The sequence below is a fragment of the Streptomyces sp. HUAS TT7 genome, from assembly GCF_051550175.1.
Lineage (GTDB): Bacteria > Actinomycetota > Actinomycetes > Streptomycetales > Streptomycetaceae > Streptomyces.
In genome coordinates, this window is sequence record NZ_CP196175.1 from 7,200,796 (window position 1) to 7,216,367 (window position 15,572).

At 70.3% G+C, this 15,572-nt stretch carries 14 protein-coding genes and 1 riboswitch; of the genes, 10 read left to right on the forward strand and 4 right to left on the reverse strand.

Annotation, left to right across the window (positions count from 1 at the left end):
* The first annotated feature begins 47 nt into the window (after nt 1-47).
* The 8 genes from ACSHXC_RS32470 to ACSHXC_RS32505 all read left to right on the forward strand — a co-directional run bounded on the left by ACSHXC_RS32470 (nt 48) and on the right by ACSHXC_RS32505 (nt 6,800).
* Nucleotides 48-980 carry a DUF881 domain-containing protein gene (locus tag ACSHXC_RS32470; protein WP_438294927.1) on the forward strand — a complete coding sequence of 311 codons (933 nt, stop codon included), beginning with the start codon at nt 48-50 and terminating at the stop codon, nt 978-980.
* Nucleotides 977-1,309 (forward strand): small basic family protein, encoded by a 333-nt coding sequence (locus ACSHXC_RS32475; protein ID WP_031069011.1) that lies wholly within the window; start codon nt 977-979, stop codon nt 1,307-1,309. The genes ACSHXC_RS32470 and ACSHXC_RS32475 overlap by 4 nt, the downstream gene beginning before the upstream one ends.
* A gap of 5 nt (nt 1,310-1,314) precedes the next feature.
* Nucleotides 1,315-2,124, forward strand: coding sequence for a DUF881 domain-containing protein (locus tag ACSHXC_RS32480; protein ID WP_438294928.1), 810 nt, complete (start codon nt 1,315-1,317; stop codon nt 2,122-2,124).
* Between the two features lie 82 nt (nt 2,125-2,206).
* Nucleotides 2,207-3,151: an FHA domain-containing protein gene (locus ACSHXC_RS32485; RefSeq protein ID WP_438296954.1), complete on the forward strand. Its 945-nt coding sequence runs from the start codon at nt 2,207-2,209 to the stop codon at nt 3,149-3,151.
* Nucleotides 3,152-3,171: 20 nt separating this feature from the next.
* Nucleotides 3,172-3,915, forward strand: coding sequence for a transcriptional regulator FtsR (gene ftsR, locus ACSHXC_RS32490; protein ID WP_438294929.1), 744 nt, complete (start codon nt 3,172-3,174; stop codon nt 3,913-3,915).
* Between the two features lie 53 nt (nt 3,916-3,968).
* On the forward strand, nt 3,969-4,442 hold the full coding sequence (locus tag ACSHXC_RS32495; RefSeq protein WP_006123076.1) for a bifunctional nuclease family protein: 474 nt from the start codon (nt 3,969-3,971) through the stop codon (nt 4,440-4,442).
* 225 nt (nt 4,443-4,667) lie between these two features.
* Nucleotides 4,668-5,255 carry a MerR family transcriptional regulator gene (locus ACSHXC_RS32500; RefSeq protein ID WP_438296956.1) on the forward strand — a complete coding sequence of 196 codons (588 nt, stop codon included), beginning with the start codon at nt 4,668-4,670 and terminating at the stop codon, nt 5,253-5,255.
* Nucleotides 5,256-5,312: 57 nt separating this feature from the next.
* Nucleotides 5,313-6,800: a DNA polymerase IV gene (locus tag ACSHXC_RS32505; protein WP_438294930.1), complete on the forward strand. Its 1,488-nt coding sequence runs from the start codon at nt 5,313-5,315 to the stop codon at nt 6,798-6,800.
* Here the strand turns inward: ACSHXC_RS32505 and ACSHXC_RS32510 are convergent.
* Complete coding sequence (locus ACSHXC_RS32510; RefSeq protein ID WP_438294931.1) at nt 6,776-7,153, reverse strand: PRC-barrel domain-containing protein; 378 nt, start codon at nt 7,151-7,153, stop codon at nt 6,776-6,778. The genes ACSHXC_RS32505 and ACSHXC_RS32510 overlap by 25 nt on opposite strands.
* 136 nt (nt 7,154-7,289) lie before the next feature.
* A riboswitch (glycine riboswitch) is annotated at nt 7,290-7,396 on the forward strand.
* Between the two features lie 194 nt (nt 7,397-7,590).
* Here ACSHXC_RS32510 and gcvP point away from each other — a divergent pair.
* Nucleotides 7,591-10,476, forward strand: a complete 2,886-nt coding sequence (gcvP, locus tag ACSHXC_RS32515; protein ID WP_438294932.1) for an aminomethyl-transferring glycine dehydrogenase — start codon at nt 7,591-7,593, stop codon at nt 10,474-10,476.
* Nucleotides 10,477-10,593: 117 nt separating this feature from the next.
* Here gcvP and ACSHXC_RS32520 read toward each other — a convergent pair whose 3' ends face one another.
* Nucleotides 10,594-10,800, reverse strand: a complete 207-nt coding sequence (locus ACSHXC_RS32520; protein WP_053729707.1) for a DUF5999 family protein — start codon at nt 10,798-10,800, stop codon at nt 10,594-10,596.
* Between the two features lie 333 nt (nt 10,801-11,133).
* Nucleotides 11,134-11,721 (reverse strand): hypothetical protein, encoded by a 588-nt coding sequence (locus ACSHXC_RS32525; RefSeq protein WP_386001917.1) that lies wholly within the window; start codon nt 11,719-11,721, stop codon nt 11,134-11,136.
* A gap of 488 nt (nt 11,722-12,209) precedes the next feature.
* On the opposite strand from ACSHXC_RS32525, the gene ACSHXC_RS32530 reads away from it, so the two are divergent.
* On the forward strand, nt 12,210-13,724 hold the full coding sequence (locus tag ACSHXC_RS32530) for a glutamate--cysteine ligase (protein ID WP_438294933.1): 1,515 nt from the start codon (nt 12,210-12,212) through the stop codon (nt 13,722-13,724).
* Here the strand turns inward: ACSHXC_RS32530 and ACSHXC_RS32535 are convergent.
* The gene (locus ACSHXC_RS32535; protein WP_438294934.1) at nt 13,721-15,505 is read right to left on the reverse strand and encodes a VWA domain-containing protein; all 1,785 of its coding nucleotides are present in this window, start codon (nt 15,503-15,505) and stop codon (nt 13,721-13,723) included. The genes ACSHXC_RS32530 and ACSHXC_RS32535 overlap by 4 nt on opposite strands.
* Between the last annotated feature and the right edge of the window lie 67 nt (nt 15,506-15,572).

Consider the following 15,572-nt stretch of genomic DNA (forward strand, 5'->3'; position numbering starts at 1 on the left):
GGCACACCGGTGGGGCCATTCGGTGGTAGCGGTGCCGACGTGCGACGATGTGCGGCATGCCGCAGCAGCCCCCCGTTCGGAGCACGCCGTCTCCGCCTCCGCGTCCCGACGCGTCGATGTCGCTGCTGACCAATGTCACGGACCACGCGCTGGACGACGGCTATGCGGAGGCCACCGCGCGCCGCAAGGCCGAGGGCGAGGCCGGCATGCCGCGGACGCTCAAGGCCAAGCTCGGTCTCGCGGCCGGTCTGGTGCTCGCCGCCCTGGTGGTGACGGTCGGGGCCGCACAAGCTCGCATCACCGCTCCCGTGGTCGCCAAGGAGCGCCAGGAGCTGATCAACCGGGTCGAGTCGGAGACCAAGGCCGCGGACAAGCTGCAGAGCGATGTCGACGGGCTGCGGACCGAGGTCGGGGACCAGCAGCGCAAGGCACTTGAGAAGCACGGCGGCGACCAGGGCGAACTCGTGGCGCTGCTGTCCGGAGCCACCGAGGTGCACGGCCCGGGCGTGAAACTGGTCGTGGACGACGCCAAGGACACTGCCCAGGGCGACGGCAGCCGGCCGCGCGAGAGCACGACGTTCGCGGACACCGGCCGGGTGCGGGACCGCGACATGCAGCGCGTGGTCAACGGGCTGTGGCAGTCGGGCGCGGAGGCCATCGCCATCAACGGGCAGCGCCTGACATCGTTTTCGGCGATCCGGGCCGCGGGCGACGCCATACTGGTCGACAACAGGCCACTGGTGCCGCCGTACACGGTGCTCGCGGTGGGGGACGGCAAGAAGCTGAGTACCGACTTCCAGGACAGTGCGGACGGTCAGTACCTACATGTGCTGCAGCAGAACTACGGGATCAGGGCCAGCATTTCGGCCGAGGGCGACGTGCGTCTCCCGGCGGCGCCGAGCCTGACCGTACGCACAGCAAAGCCAATGGCCACGGGCGCCGGCAAGGGCGCGGCCGACACAGGGAAGGGCACATCGTGATCGCCGTACTTGGCCTCGTCGTGGGAGTCGTGGTCGGACTTTTCGTCCGGCCCGAGGTGCCTGCGGTGGTCGAGCCGTATCTGCCGATCGCCGTGGTGGCGGCACTCGACGCGGTCTTCGGCGGGCTTCGCGCCATGCTCGACGGCATCTTTGTCGACAAGGTCTTCGTCGTCTCCTTCCTGTCGAACGTGGTGGTCGCGGCGCTGATCGTCTTCCTCGGCGACAAGTTGGGCGTCGGCGCGCAGCTGTCGACCGGCGTGGTCGTGGTGCTCGGCATCCGGATCTTCTCCAACGCGGCCGCCATCCGCCGGCACGTCTTCAGGGCCTGAGGCCGATGAGTGACGTGAAGAACACCGATCAGGGTGACGGCGACGAGGAGCGGCCCGTCGAGACCCCGGACGAACCGGGCGAGGCCAAAGCCCAGATGACGGGGCGCCAACGGCTCGCCGCGGGCCTGTGGCCGCCGCGAGTCAGCAGGGCGCAGCTCATCGTGGCGCTGCTGCTGTTCGTCCTCGGTCTCGGTCTCGCCATCCAGGTCCGCTCGAACAGCGACAACAGCGCGCTGCGCGGCGCTCGCCAGGAGGATCTGGTGCGCATCCTGGATGAACTCGACTCGCGTACGAAGCGTCTTGAGGATGAGAAGCAGCGTCTGGAGGGCCAGCGCACCGAGCTGGAGACCAGCTCGAACCAGGCGGAGGAGGCGCGCAAGCAGACCGTGGAGAAGGAGCAGCAGCTCGGCATCCTGGCCGGCACGGTCGCGGCGCAGGGTCCCGGCATCACGTTGACGATCAGCGACCCGAAGGGCGCTGTCGAGTCCGACAAGGTACTTGACACGGTGCAGGAGCTGCGCGCAGCAGGGGCGGAGGCGATTCAGATCAACGACGTCCGTGTGGTGGCCAATACGTACTTCTCGGACGAGACCGGCGGCATCGGTGTCGACGGCAAGAAGGTCGCCCCGCCGTACGTCTTCAAGGTGATCGGCAAGCCGCAGGATCTGGAGCCGGCGCTGAACATCCCCGGTGGAGTCGTGCAGACTCTGGAGAAGGAGCAGGCCACCGCCACAGTGGCCCGCTCGGAGAAGATCGTTGTGAACGCCTTGCGAGCCGCGAAGCGGCCTGACTACGCTCAGTCGTCCTCGCACTGATGAGAGTGGGCGTGAGACCTGCCGCACAAGGGCAGGAGGTTGCGGGGGGTCGCCGCTCCGTAACAGTGGTGCGTGGTGGAAACTGTTTGGCGGATACGGACGTTGTGAGAATGTCCGGGTCGGCAGGTGTGTTGATTCTGGGTTCGTCCTGCCCCACGGGCGGGTCTATTTCGGTCAAGGGGAATCGCCCGTGAAGTTGTTTGCGAAGTTGTTCGGCAAGAGCGCACGCCAGGACAGCGGCAGCGCCGCCAGGCACCGTGCTCAGCGCCCCGGAGGGGCGGAGGAGCAGGGCGGCGAGCGTCCGCTGTTCCGCGATGAGGTGGCTGGTTCCGGTGGTGACATTCCGGGCGCGTCGTCTGTTGACCCTGCGGGTGCAGGGCGCATAGGTTTCGGGGAACCGTCAACCTCAAGTACGGGTGGAGGGTTTGACTCCGACCCGTACGCCACCAGTGCCCACGCGGTGCCGCCGCGGCAGGAGGATCCGTCGATGTCGGGCATGCCTGTTTGTACGAGGTGCGGGCACAGCAATGCCGCTGCCAGCCGCTTCTGCTCCAACTGCGGTGCCCCGCTGCGGCCGGGTGTCGTTCCGGAGCGTGCCTCCGAGACCACTTCGACCATCTCTATCTCCGGCCTCGAGGCGTACGACTCCGAGGTGACGGGCCAGACGCAGCTGCCGTCGCTCTCTCCGGAGGCACAGGCCGCGGTCGACGCCCTGCCGCAGGGCTCGGCGCTCCTGGTGGTGCGCCGCGGGCCGAACTCGGGAAGCCGCTTCCTCCTGGACGGCGAGCTGACCACGGCGGGCCGTCACCCGCAGAGCGACATCTTCCTGGACGACGTGACTGTCTCGCGCCGCCACGTGGAGTTCCGGCGTGGTCCCGACGGGCGTTTCACCGTCTCCGACGTCGGCAGCCTCAACGGCACGTACGTGAACCGTGAGCGGATCGACTCCGTCGACCTGGCCAATGGCGACGAGGTCCAGATCGGGAAGTACCGGCTGGTCTTCTACGCGAGCCAGCGCGCTCTCTGAGCCGCGGCCGGGGAAAGTTCATGCTGCAGACACCGACGGGCGGTGCCGGATCCGGCACCGCCGCCGCGGGCGGCCGGCTGATGAGTATCGGCGGGGTGCTCAACCAGCTGCGCGACGAATTTCCCGAAGTGACGATCTCGAAGATCCGGTTCCTCGAGTCCGAGGGCCTGGTGGAACCGCGGCGTACGCCGTCGGGGTACCGCAAATTCAGTGACAGGGACGTCGAGCGCCTCGCTCAGGTGCTGCGCATGCAGCGGGACCACTATCTGCCGCTCAAGGTCATCCGCGAGCACCTGGACGCGCTCAGCCGGGGCGAGCGGCCCTCCGTGCCGGCTCCTGGAGGTCCCCGCGAGCTGCTCGACGGCTTCGGCGAGCCGGGGGCGGACCGGCCCACAGCAGCCCGCGTGGGCCGCGCGGAGCTGATAGCCGCCGCCGAGGTGACCGAGGCGGAGCTGGCCGAATGGGAGTCGTACGGCCTGGTCACGCCCGGGCCCGAGGGCGGATTCGACGCGGAGTCGGTGAATGTGGCGCGACTTGTGGCGGATCTGGGGCGATTCGGCCTGGAACCGCGCCACCTGCGCGCCATGAAGGCCGCCGCCGACCGGGAGGCCGGCTTGGTCGAGCAGGTCGTGGCACCGCTTCGGCTGCACCGCAATCCGCAGACCAGGGCCCATGCGGAGGCCACCACGAAGGAGCTCGCGGCGCTGTCCGTGCGGCTCCACGCGGCACTGGTGCAGACCGCCCTGGGTGTCCGGCTTCACTGATCTTGTAGGTGCCCGACTACCCAAACCTGCCGAGCACGTCCTAGGGTTGCTGTGTGAACGAGCTCGACGTCGTGGGTGTCCGGGTGGAAATGCCCTCCAACCAACCGATCGTGCTCCTGCGTGAAGTGGGAGGCGATAGGTACCTCCCCATCTGGATCGGTCCAGGGGAGGCGACCGCGATCGCCTTCGCCCAGCAGGGGATGGCACCGGCGCGGCCGCTGACGCACGATCTTTTCAAGGACGTGCTCGAGGCCGTGGGCCAGGAGCTGACCGAAGTCCGCATCACGGACCTGCGCGAAGGCGTCTTCTACGCGGAGCTGGTCTTTGCCAGTGGTGTGGAGGTGAGCGCCCGGCCGTCCGACGCCATAGCGCTGGCCCTGCGCACCGGAACGCCGATCTACGGCAGTGACGGGGTCCTCGACGACGCGGGAATCGCCATCCCGGACGAGCAGGAGGACGAAGTCGAGAAGTTCCGCGAGTTCCTCGACCAGATCTCGCCCGAGGACTTCGGCACCAACAGCCAGTGAGCACCGGATACGAGTGATCCGGGGGCCGTCCCAGGGGGGGCCGTGCGCGGCGCGTACGCCGGGGGAGTTTCGGCGCATTCGAGTAGCCTTTCCCGCGAGAGAGACACGGGAAACCACTCTCAGGGTGATTATCACTCGGCGTGCCGAGTGTGGCGATCGTTGACGCACCCCGAGTGACTGCCTACCGTCGAGTGGGCAGGTCAAGGACGGAGGGTCGGCGTGAGAATGAGCGGCGACGGTACGGCAGGGGGCGCTCCCGGACGAACTCCGGGGGAGAGCGGGCCGTACCCGCTTCACAGCAGTGCGGCCGACCCGAGTACCGAAACGATCGGATACCGGGGGCCGACCGCGTGCGCGGCGGCGGGGATCACCTACCGACAGCTCGACTACTGGGCCCGTACCGGCCTGGTCGAGCCCAGTGTCCGTCCGGCCTACGGATCCGGCACCCAGCGTCTCTACAGCTTCCGGGACGTAGTCGTCCTGAAGATCGTCAAGCGCTTCCTCGACACCGGTGTCGCGCTCCAGAACATCCGCGCCGCGGTCCAGCACCTGCGTGAGCGCGGCTTCCGCGACCTGGAGCGGATGACGCTGATGAGCGACGGGGCCACGGTGTACGAGTGCTCGTCCCCGGACGAGGTCGTGAACCTGCTCCAGGGCGGCCAGGGCGTCTTCGGGATCGCCGTGGGCGTGGTGTGGCGGGACGTCGAGGCGGCCCTCTCGCAACTGCACGGCGAGCGCGTCGACACCGGCGAGACCCTGGTCGGGCACAACCCGGCCGACGAGCTGGCCAGGCGCCGCAACCGCGCGGTCTGACCCGCCCGGCGGCCGTGCCGGGGCCGATTGTCAGTGGCGTACGGCAGCATCGGTTACGTGAGAGCCGCGCCGACCATCCTGCATCTGGACATGGATGCCTTCTTCGCCGCCGCAGAGCAGGCGTCGAAGCCCAGCCTGCGTGGAAAACCGGTCATCGTGGGCGGCCTCGGCCCGCGCGGGGTGGTCTCGACGGCGTCGTACGAGGCCAGGCGCTTCGGGGTGCGCTCGGCGATGCCGATGGCGCAGGCCCGGCGGCTCTGTCCGAACGCGGCCTATCTGGTGCCGCGCTTCCAGCTGTACCGCACGGTCAGCGAGCAGGTGATGGAGCTGCTCCGCCGACTGTCGCCGCTGGTCGAGCCGCTGAGCCTGGACGAGGCCTTCGTGGACCTGGAAGCCGGCGGGGTGGCCTTCGGGTCGGTCGCCGCGCGGGAGGCCGGTGAGCGGCTGCGCAGGGACATCAGGGCGGTCACGGGGCTGAGCGGGTCGGTCGGGCTCGCCGGATCCAAGATGCTGGCCAAGATCGCCTCCGAGCAGGCGAAGCCGGACGGGCTCCGGCTCATAGAACCCGGCACCGAGCGGGGGCTGCTCGCCCCGATGCCGGTGCGCACCCTGCCGGGCGTGGGCCCGGCCACCGGGGAGCATCTGCGGCGGGCCGGGATGACCACTGTGGCCGACCTCGCCGAGGCGGGGGAGGACGAGCTCGTACGGCTGCTGGGGAAGTCGCACGGGGCGTCGCTGTACCGGATGGCGGCCGGGCACGACGACCGGCCCGTGGTGGCCGAGCGGGACACCAAGTCGGTGTCGGTGGAGGACACCTTCGACGTGGACCTGCACGACCGGGTGCGGATCATGACCGAGGTCGGCCGGCTCGCCGACCGGTGTGTGCAGCGGCTGCGGGCGTCCGGGCACTCGGGCCGCACCATCGTGCTCAAGGTCCGCCGTTACGACTTCTCGACGCTGACGCGTTCCGAGACGCTGCGCGGGCCCACGGACGACCCGGGGGTGGTGCGGGAGGCCGCCGGGCGGCTGCTCGACTCCGTGGACACCACGGGCGGAGTGCGGCTGCTCGGCGTGGGCGTCAGCGGGCTCGCCGATTTCACGCAGGAGGACCTGTTTGCGCAGGCGGCGGAGGAGCGGGCCGCGGAGGAACGGGGCGAGGAGGAGCCCGAGGGCGAGGAGGCCCCGGTGGCCGCCGCGGAGGCTGAGCCGGTCGAGGATCCGGCTCAGCGGCGGTGGCTGGCCGGGCACGACGTGACGCACGCCGAGTACGGGCCGGGATGGGTGCAGGGCAGCGGCGTCGGGCGGGTCACCGTGCGCTTCGAGACGCCGACGTCGCTGGTGCCGGGGCGGGTGCGGACCTTCAGGGTGGACGATCCCGGCCTGGAGCCGTCGGAGCCGCTGCCCCTGGTCGAGACACCGGAGCCACTGCCTCCGGTCGAGGAGACCGAGACCGAGACAGGGACGGGGATGGGGACGGGCGGGAAGGCCGAGACGGAGGCCGGGGCTGGGACCCCGGCCGGTCAGGCGTCTCCGTTGGCAAGGTAGCCGAAGTCGCGGTCGGGGGGCGGCGGGCCGGGGGCGGGGGCCGCGATGTCCAGACCGTAGTGGTGGTAGAGCTGGATCTCCTGTTCCGGGGAGAGATGGCGGCCCACGCCGAAGTCGGGGGCGTCCTTGATGAGGGCGCGCTCGTACGGTACGTGCAGCGCCTCGTCGACCAGGGTGCTCGGTTCGAGCGGGACGAAGGCATCCCGGCTGAACAGGCCGGTCCGCACCGCCGCCCACTCCGGTACGCCGGTCGCGTCGTCGAGGTAGACCTCGTCCACCGTTCCGAGCTTGCGTCCACTGCGGTCGTACGCCTTGCGGCCGATCAGGCTGCGCGGATCGATATCGGTCTGCACGGTCCCTCCAACTGGTCGCAACCGGTCACAACTGCTCCATAAGCACTACGAAAGTGCACATCGTGGGTGTTGGCCACTTGAGCAGTTGAACAAAGATTCGGGCTCGGACCTCGCTGGTAGGCTGGCAAACGGCTGCTGACCCCGTGCGGGAGAGCCCTCCGAAGTGCTCATTGAGTTCTCGGCGGGCGCCGAAGGAGCAACTCCTCCCCGGAATCTCTCAGGCCCACGGACCGCACGGACGAGGTCACTCTGGAAAGCAGGACGGGGGATGCGCGGGCTCTTCGGCCCGGGCGGAACCTTTCCTCACCGACGGTGAAAACCGGGTCGCCCCCATGCGCCCCGGTGAAGCTCTCAGGTTGAGATGACAGAGGGGGAGGCCGTCCGGGTACCCGCGCCGTGGTGCCCCTCGCAGGTCGTGCGACCAGGAGGCCTCCGTAATGACCGCCAACCGCATTCCGCTCAGCCAGCTGGAGCGTGGCATCCCGTTCGAGCAGCGCCACATCGGGCCCGATGCCGAGGCTCAGGCGAAGATGCTTGCGCAGGTCGGCTACGGCTCGCTCGACGAGCTGACCGCCGCCGCCGTTCCCGATGTCATCAAGAGCGCCGGGGCGCTGGGGCTGCCCGAGGCGCGGACCGAGGCCGAGGTGCTCGCCGAGCTGCGTCAGCTCGCGGACCGCAACCAGGTGCTCGCCCCGATGATCGGCCTCGGCTACTACGGCACCTTCACGCCGCCGGTGATCCTGCGCAACGTCATGGAGAACCCGGCCTGGTACACGGCGTACACGCCCTACCAGCCGGAGATCTCGCAGGGCCGCCTGGAGGCGCTGCTCAACTTCCAGACCATGGTCGCCGAGCTGACCGGCCTGCCGACCTCGGGCGCCTCGCTGCTCGACGAGGGCACCGCCGCAGCCGAGGCGCTCGCCCTTTCGCGGCGTGTGGGCAAGGTCAAGGGCGGGGTCTTCCTCGTCGACGCCGACACCCTGCCCCAGACCGTCGCCGTGATCCGGACACGCGCCGAGCCGACCGGTGTCGAGGTCGTCGTCGCCGACCTGAGCGAGGGCATCCCGGCCGAGGTCGCCGAGCGCGGTGTCTTCGGCGTGCTGCTCCAGTACCCGGGCGCCTCCGGCCAGGTCCGCGACCTGAAGCCGGTCATCGACGCGGCCCACGAGCTCGGCGCGATCGTCACCGTCGCCGCCGACCTCCTCGCCCTCACCCTGCTCGCCTCGCCCGGCTCGCTCGGCGCGGACATCGCCGTCGGCACCACCCAGCGCTTCGGGGTCCCGATGGGCTTCGGCGGCCCGCACGCCGGGTTCATGGCCGTCCAGGAGAAGTTCGCCCGCTCCCTGCCCGGCCGGCTCGTCGGTGTCTCCGTCGACGCCGACGGCAACAAGGCGTACCGCCTGGCCCTGCAGACCCGCGAGCAGCACATCCGCCGCGAGAAGGCCACCAGCAACATCTGCACCGCCCAGGTGCTGCTCGCCGTCATGGCCGGGATGTACGCCGTCTACCACGGTCCGGACGGGCTGAAGCAGATCGCGCAGCGCACCCACCGCTACGCCGTCGTGCTCGCCGAGGGCCTGAAGGCCGCCGGTGTCGACGTCGCCCACGGCTCCTACTTCGACACCCTGACGGTGCGCGTTCCGGGCAAGGCCGCAGCGGCCGTCGCCGCCGCCCGCGAGGGCGGGGTCAACCTGCACCTGGTCGACGCGGACACCGTCACCATCGCCTGCGACGAGACCACCACCCGGGCCCAACTGGCCGCCGTCTGGGCCGCGTTCGGGGCCGACGCCGATGTCGAGGCGCTGGATGCCGCGGCCGCCGACACCCTGCCGACCGCCCTGCTGCGCACCGATGACTTCCTGACTCACCCGGTCTTCCACCAGCACCGCTCCGAGACGGCGATGCTGCGCTACCTGCGCAAGCTCGCCGACCGCGACTACGCGCTCGACCGCGGCATGATCCCGCTCGGCTCCTGCACCATGAAGCTGAACGCGACCACCGAGATGGAGCCGGTGACCTGGCCCGAGTTCGGCCAGATGCACCCCTTCGCGCCGGTCGAGCAGGCCGCCGGCTACCTCACGCTCATCCGTGAGCTGGAGGAGCGGCTCGCCGAAGTCACCGGGTACGACGCGGTGTCCATCCAGCCCAACGCCGGTTCGCAGGGCGAGCTCGCGGGTCTGCTGGCGGTCCGCGCCTACCACCGCGCCAACGGCGACACCCAGCGCACCATCTGCCTCATCCCGTCCTCCGCGCACGGCACCAACGCGGCCAGCGCCGTGATGGCCGGCATGAAGGTCGTCGTCGTCAAGACCGCCGACGACGGCGAGGTCGACGCCGACGACCTGCGCGCCAAGATCGAGCAGTACCGCGACGAGCTCTCGGTCCTGATGATCACCTACCCGTCCACGCACGGCGTGTTCGAGGAGCACGTCGCCGACATCTGCGGCCTGGTCCACGAGGCCGGCGGCCAGGTGTACGTCGACGGCGCCAACCTCAACGCCCTGGTCGGGCTCGCCAAGCCGGGCAAGTTCGGCGGCGACGTCTCGCACCTCAACCTGCACAAGACGTTCTGCATCCCGCACGGCGGCGGCGGCCCCGGCGTCGGCCCGGTCGGTGTGCGGGCGCACCTCGCGCCGTACCTGCCGAACCACCCGCTGCAGCCGACCGCCGGTCCGGAGACGGGCGTCGGCCCGATCTCGGCGGCCCCGTGGGGCTCGGCCGGCATCCTGCCGATCTCGTGGGCGTACGTACGTCTCATGGGCGGCGAGGGCCTCAAGCGCGCGACCCAGGTCGCCGTGCTCGCCGCCAACTACATCGCCAAGCGCCTGGAGCCGCACTACCCGGTGCTCTACACGGGCCCCAACGGACTCGTCGCGCACGAGTGCATCGTGGACCTGCGGCCGCTGTCCAAGGCGACCGGCGTCAGCGTCGACGACATCGCCAAGCGCCTGATCGACTACGGCTTCCACGCGCCGACCATGTCGTTCCCGGTGGCCGGCACGCTGATGATCGAGCCCACCGAGTCCGAGTACCTGGCCGAGATCGACCGGTTCTGCGACACGATGATCGCGATCCGCGGCGAGATCGAGAAGGTCGCCTCCGGCGCCTGGCCGGCCGACGACAACCCGCTCGCCAACGCCCCGCACACCGCGGCCGCGCTCGGCGGCGAGTGGAACCACGCCTACAGCCGTGAGGACGCCGTCTTCCCGGCCGGTGTGTCGGCCGCCGACAAGTACTGGCCGCCGGTCCGCCGCATCGACGGAGCCTTCGGCGACCGCAACCTGGTCTGCTCCTGCCCGCCGCTGGACGAGTACGACAACTGACCCGACACATGCGTAAGGGCCGGTTCGGGGGTGTTCCCCGGGCCGGCCCTTGTGTTTCCGTACGGGACGAGTCCGCTGGGGATGCGTCCGTACGAGAGCTGTCCGTACGAGGCCGCGCTAGGCGGCGGTCGCCACCTGCTCGGCCGTGAGCGACCGGTGCGGGGCGATGATCTGCCCGTCCGGCAGCAGCTCACCGGTGTCCTCGAAGAGCAGGACACCGTTGCACAGCAGGCTCCAGCCCTGCTCCGGGTGGTGTGCCACGGGCTTCGCGGCTTCCCGGTCGGCGGAGAAGGCTGTCGGGCAGGCTGGCTGGTGCTGGCACATGGATGCGTTCTTTCGCTGCGTCGTGGTGAGTGTGCTGCGGCTCGATGCTTGGTTGTTCATGGCCGCCCCCCGTAGTAAGTCGGTCGGTCCGATCCCAGTGTTGCCCCACGGGCGTCAATCCGCAGGGATTTCGCGGCAGCGCTTCCTACTGCTTAATGACGTGTCACCCGCACGGACGGTTCAGCTCAACTGGCTTGTCTTTTCGGGTGGTTCGCAGTGGCCCGCCCGGACTAGCCCGTATGGCGGAGACGGCGCGTACGCAGCATAGACACACCGGTGCCCCGCGGCCACACCGGTCGCGGGGCACTTTTTCGCGCGTCGCCGAAGGCGAGGTCAGACGGGCTGGCCGAGCAGCGGTGCGGGGGCCAGACGCAGGGTCAGGACCGGCAGCAGTTCGCTGACCCGCAGCGGGCGGTGGGCGCAGATGCCGGGCGGGGCCGGTGCGAGCGGCACCAGCAGATCGTGCGGTGCGGGCGTGCCCGAGGCACCGTCGGCGGTGGTGGCGCCGTGCAGCCACAGCGTGAGCATGTACAGCTCGGGGACCGAGAGCAGCCGGGGCTGGTAGTGCGTGGTGAGCAGTTCGGCCTGGCGCAGGGCGCGCGCGGTCGAGGCGATGTAGGGGCCCTCGAAGAAGTGCGAGAAGGCCCAGCCGTCCGGAGTGAGCCGGGTGTCCGCGGCGGCGACCGGGCGGTCCGGGTCGCTGATGAGGAAACGCCAGCCGGCCAGGCGGGTGCGCGGGGTCCGGCCGCCCGGGGTGATTCCGTCCAGGACGTGGAGCGGGAGCGGAAGTTCGGGGGTGAGCGGACCTGAGGCGGAGCGGAGGGCCGGCGTGCGGGCCTCGCGGACGGCGGTGGGGGAACCGAGTGCCGCGAGGACGCTGCGCAGGGCGGGCGCGGGAGCCGGGGGGACATGCAGCGGCATGGTGGGTCGCCTCTCACTTCGGAGACACGGTGATGCGTGGGCGGTGCGGACGGCGCTGTCTGCGGTGCGGGGTCAGAGGGGGGCCGACGATGGATGGCCGGGGGCGCCAACTCTCTGCCTCATTTGCAGAGTTTATACGACACGTGTTCACGCAGTGTTTCGGCTAGCTGTCGTCGGTATTGCCCGCAAGTCGGTATCAGGTCCTTCTGTGCGGGCGATTTATCCGAGGAAGTGTCCTGTGTCCGGACCCCACCTGGAAAGGTGCCCCGCCGGGGGTCGGCCGAATCTCGTCGGTGTTTTTTACCATTGTCGCGACGGCGGTAACTGCCCGTTGCAGTATGCCCGCCGAATGTGCCGGATGGGTAGCTTGTGAGGCTACTCTTCCGGCGCTGCCCGCGCAGGCGTTATGGATCAGTAAGGCTGGGCATTATCGACCGTGACGCGAGCGGCCGGTGTCGCTGGCTGCCCATTCGAGGAGGGACCCTTCGATGGGGGAGAAGGTCGTGGCAGGCGGATTCGACCTGTCCGATCGGCACCGCTACCGGGACAAGCTACAGCAGTGCCTGGAGGGGCTCGGGAGGCTCCTGGCCCAGAAGCGGTTCGACCGCCCCAGGAACATGATGGGGCTGGAGCTGGAGCTGAATCTCGCGGGTCGCGACGGTATGCCGCGCATGATGAATGCCGAGGTGCTCGAACGCATCGCGAGCAGGGATTTCCAGACCGAACTCGGAATGTTCAACCTGGAAGTGAACATAGCCCCGCACCGGCTCGGCGGCCGCGTATTCGATCAGCTCGCCGAGGAGTTGAGGACCGGGCTCGGGTATGCCGATCGCAAAGCCGCCGAGGTCGACGCCGACATCATCATGATCGGAATTCTGCCGACCCTGACCCAGGACGATCTCGTGCCCGGGAATCTTTCCGCCGTCGACCGCTACGCCCTGCTCAACGATCAAATAGTGGCGGCCCGCGGAGAGGATTTCACCCTCGACATCCAGGGGGTGGAACGGCTCGTGTGCACCTCCGCGTCGATCACCCCCGAAGCGGCCTGCACCTCCGTGCAGCTGCATCTCCAGGTGACGCCCGCACGGTTCGCCGCGGTGTGGAACGCGGCGCAGGTGGTCGCGGCCGTGCAGATCGTGCTTGGTGCCAACGCGCCCTTCCTGTTCGGCCGGGAGCTGTGGCGCGAGTCGCGGCCGCCGCTCTTCGAGCAGGCCACCGACACCAGACCGGCCGAGCTGCGCGCCCAAGGGGTGCGCCCGCGCACCTGGTTCGGGGAGCGCTGGGTGACGTCCGCGTACGAACTCTTCGAGGAGAACCTGCGCTTCTTCCCGCCGCTGCTGCCCATCTGCGACGAGGAGGAGCCGCTGCGCGTCATCGCGGACGGCGGCGTGCCGCGCCTCAAGGAACTGGTGCTGCACAACGGCACGATCTACCGCTGGAACCGGCCGGTCTACGGGATCGCCGACGGCGTGCCGCACCTCAGGGTGGAGAACCGGGTGCTCCCGGCCGGGCCCACCGTCACCGACGTCCTTGCCAACGCGGCCTTCTACTACGGTCTGGTGCGGGCGCTCGCGGAGGAGTCCCGCCCGGTGTGGACGCGACTGCCCTTCGAGTCGGCCGCCGCCAATTTCGACACGGCGTGCCGGTACGGCATCGACGCCGAGCTGCTCTGGCCGACGCCCCGGCGCGGCGGCGGTCTGGCCCGGGTGCCCGCGGTCAAGCTCGTACGCGATGAGCTGCTGCCCCTGGCGGCGGCCGGCCTCGACGCGTGGGGGGTCGAGCCGGCCGACCGGGACCACTATCTCGGCATCGTCGAGGAGCGGTGCCGGCGCCGCGTGAACGGGGCGTCCTGGCAGGTCGACACCTATCACCGGGCGCTGGCCGCCGGGCTGGGCCGGGACGCGGCCCTCGCGGCGACCACCCGGCGCTACCGGGAGCTGATGCTCGGGGGTGAGCCGGTGCACACCTGGCCGACCGGCTTTCCCGGCCGGTCGACGGGCTAACCGCGGTGCTGGGCCTGGCTCAGGGCCGTGATCGCCTGGAGGATCACGGCCTGGATGTCGGCCGGGTCGTTCACCTGGTATCCGGCGCCGCCGGTCGCCTTCGCGATCTGCTGCACCTCGTCCTTGTCGGCGTCCGGGCCGACCGCGATGGCGATCAGCGGCACCGGCTTCGAGGGGTCGGTGAGCTTCTGCAACTGTGTGACGAGGTCGGCCCGCGAGATGCTGCCCGGGTCCTCGTTGGCGCCGTCGGTCAGCAGCACCACCGCGTTGAACTTGCCGCTCGCGTACGTGGAAGTCGCCTCCTTGTACGCGGCCAGCGTCGTGTCGAAGAGCCCCGTCGCGCCGCCCGGCACCGGCTGCAGCGCGGCGAACGCCGCCGACAGGCTGTCGCGCTGGGTGCGGCCGCCGGCCGTCGGGTCGCCGAGCCGGGCGGTCGGCACCAGGCGGCGGTAGTCGCGTGAGCCGTCGAGGTGCGTGGAGAAGTCCCACAGCCCGATCTCGTCCTCGGGCGTGAACTGCGCAAGCGCCTGGAGCAGCGAGGCCTTGGTGACGTCCATGCGCGAGCGCCCGCCCGAGTCGGGCACCGTGGCCGACATCGAGCCCGAGGCGTCCACCACCGTCGTCAGCCGTGCGCTCTGCACGGTGATCGTCCACATGCCGAGCGTCTCCTGCAGCTCCTGGGCCGACGGCGGGTCGGCGGTGGCGCTCGCGTACGGCTGGGGCGAACTGCCTCCGGCGGCCGAGGCGACCGGGCCGGCGGCGGGCCGGCCCGGTGTACGAAAGCCCTGCCCGGCAAGGGCCCGGACGGACTCGGGGTCGCCGAGGAGCGTCAGGAAACGCATCGCGGCCCGGCTCTCATCGGTGCTCATGCCCGCCTCGCGGACCATCGTGTACGGATAGTCGAGCTGCGCGGCGCCGTCCTTGGGGTAGAAGAGCCGCAGCCCCTGCCCCGCGCCGCGCGAGGCGTTGTACGCGAAGGCCGCCTGCTCCGACAGGACCACCGCCTGGTTGCGGCGCGCATTGCCCGTCTCGGCCGCCGAGTTGTCGCGGGCGAGGGTGTCCGCCAGCTCGCCGTCGCTGTCGGAGACCCGCTGCGAGAGCAGCTTGGCGAGGGCCGCGGTCCGGGTGCTGCCCTCAGGCCCCCGACTCGCCGCCGACCTGCCGATACAGCTCAGTGCGAGCAGCCCGGCGGCGCTGTGTACCGGATCGGCCGAGCCGAGGCGCACCTTGCCGTCCAGGGCGGCCGCATCGGCCAACTCGGCCCAGGTGTACGTCCTTTGAGGCCAGCCGAGCGACTTGGCGGCCTCGGGCACCGCGGCGAAGGCGACGGGCGAGTCGGCGACATGGCCCGCGGTGACGACGGAGGCCGACCCGCTGGCGTCCTTCGCCCGGTCCACCCACAGCGCGGCGTCGGGAATCCACACCGAGAAGTCGGGTTTGGCACCTGAGGTGAACGAAGCCGCGACCTTGTAGGAGTCCTGGGCGGTCACCCGGACGTCCATGCACGAGCCGTCCGAAGTGATCTTCTCCTTGCGGGCCCGGTCCGCGACGGCCTTCACGGCGGGCGCGACATCGGGCGAGGCGACCAGATCCAGCCGCACGGCGGATGCCGTGCACGAGTGGCCGAAGGTGAGCAGCCCGCGCTGTACGGCGATGGCCGTGCCCCCGGCCACGGCCAGGACGAGAGCGGTGGCGAGGGCGACCGTGCGCCGCCGCGCGGAGCTCCTGCCCTCCCCGGTGCTCCCGGTCGCGGCGTCGTCGGGCAAGCTGTGACGTCCCATGGCGGTGGTGCCCCTCCTTGAATCCTGAACAAGGAAAAAAGGGAGACCGCACCATCGCAATGGCGCC

Bases quoted from the DNA above. Each gene is read 5' to 3' on its own strand.
- ACSHXC_RS32470 (WP_438294927.1), top strand. From the start codon at position 48: ATGTGCGGCATGCCGCAGCAGCCCCCCGTTCGGAGCACGCCGTCTCCG.
- ACSHXC_RS32525 (WP_386001917.1), bottom strand. From the start codon at position 11,721: ATGCCGCTGCATGTCCCCCCGGCTCCCGCGCCCGCCCTGCGCAGCGTC.
- ftsR (WP_438294929.1), top strand. From the start codon at position 3,172: ATGCTGCAGACACCGACGGGCGGTGCCGGATCCGGCACCGCCGCCGCG.
- ACSHXC_RS32535 (WP_438294934.1), bottom strand. From the start codon at position 15,505: ATGGGACGTCACAGCTTGCCCGACGACGCCGCGACCGGGAGCACCGGG.
- ACSHXC_RS32530 (WP_438294933.1), top strand. From the start codon at position 12,210: ATGGGGGAGAAGGTCGTGGCAGGCGGATTCGACCTGTCCGATCGGCAC.
- ACSHXC_RS32480 (WP_438294928.1), top strand. From the start codon at position 1,315: ATGAGTGACGTGAAGAACACCGATCAGGGTGACGGCGACGAGGAGCGG.
- gcvP (WP_438294932.1), top strand. From the start codon at position 7,591: ATGACCGCCAACCGCATTCCGCTCAGCCAGCTGGAGCGTGGCATCCCG.
- ACSHXC_RS32500 (WP_438296956.1), top strand. From the start codon at position 4,668: ATGAGCGGCGACGGTACGGCAGGGGGCGCTCCCGGACGAACTCCGGGG.
- ACSHXC_RS32520 (WP_053729707.1), bottom strand. From the start codon at position 10,800: ATGTGCCAGCACCAGCCAGCCTGCCCGACAGCCTTCTCCGCCGACCGG.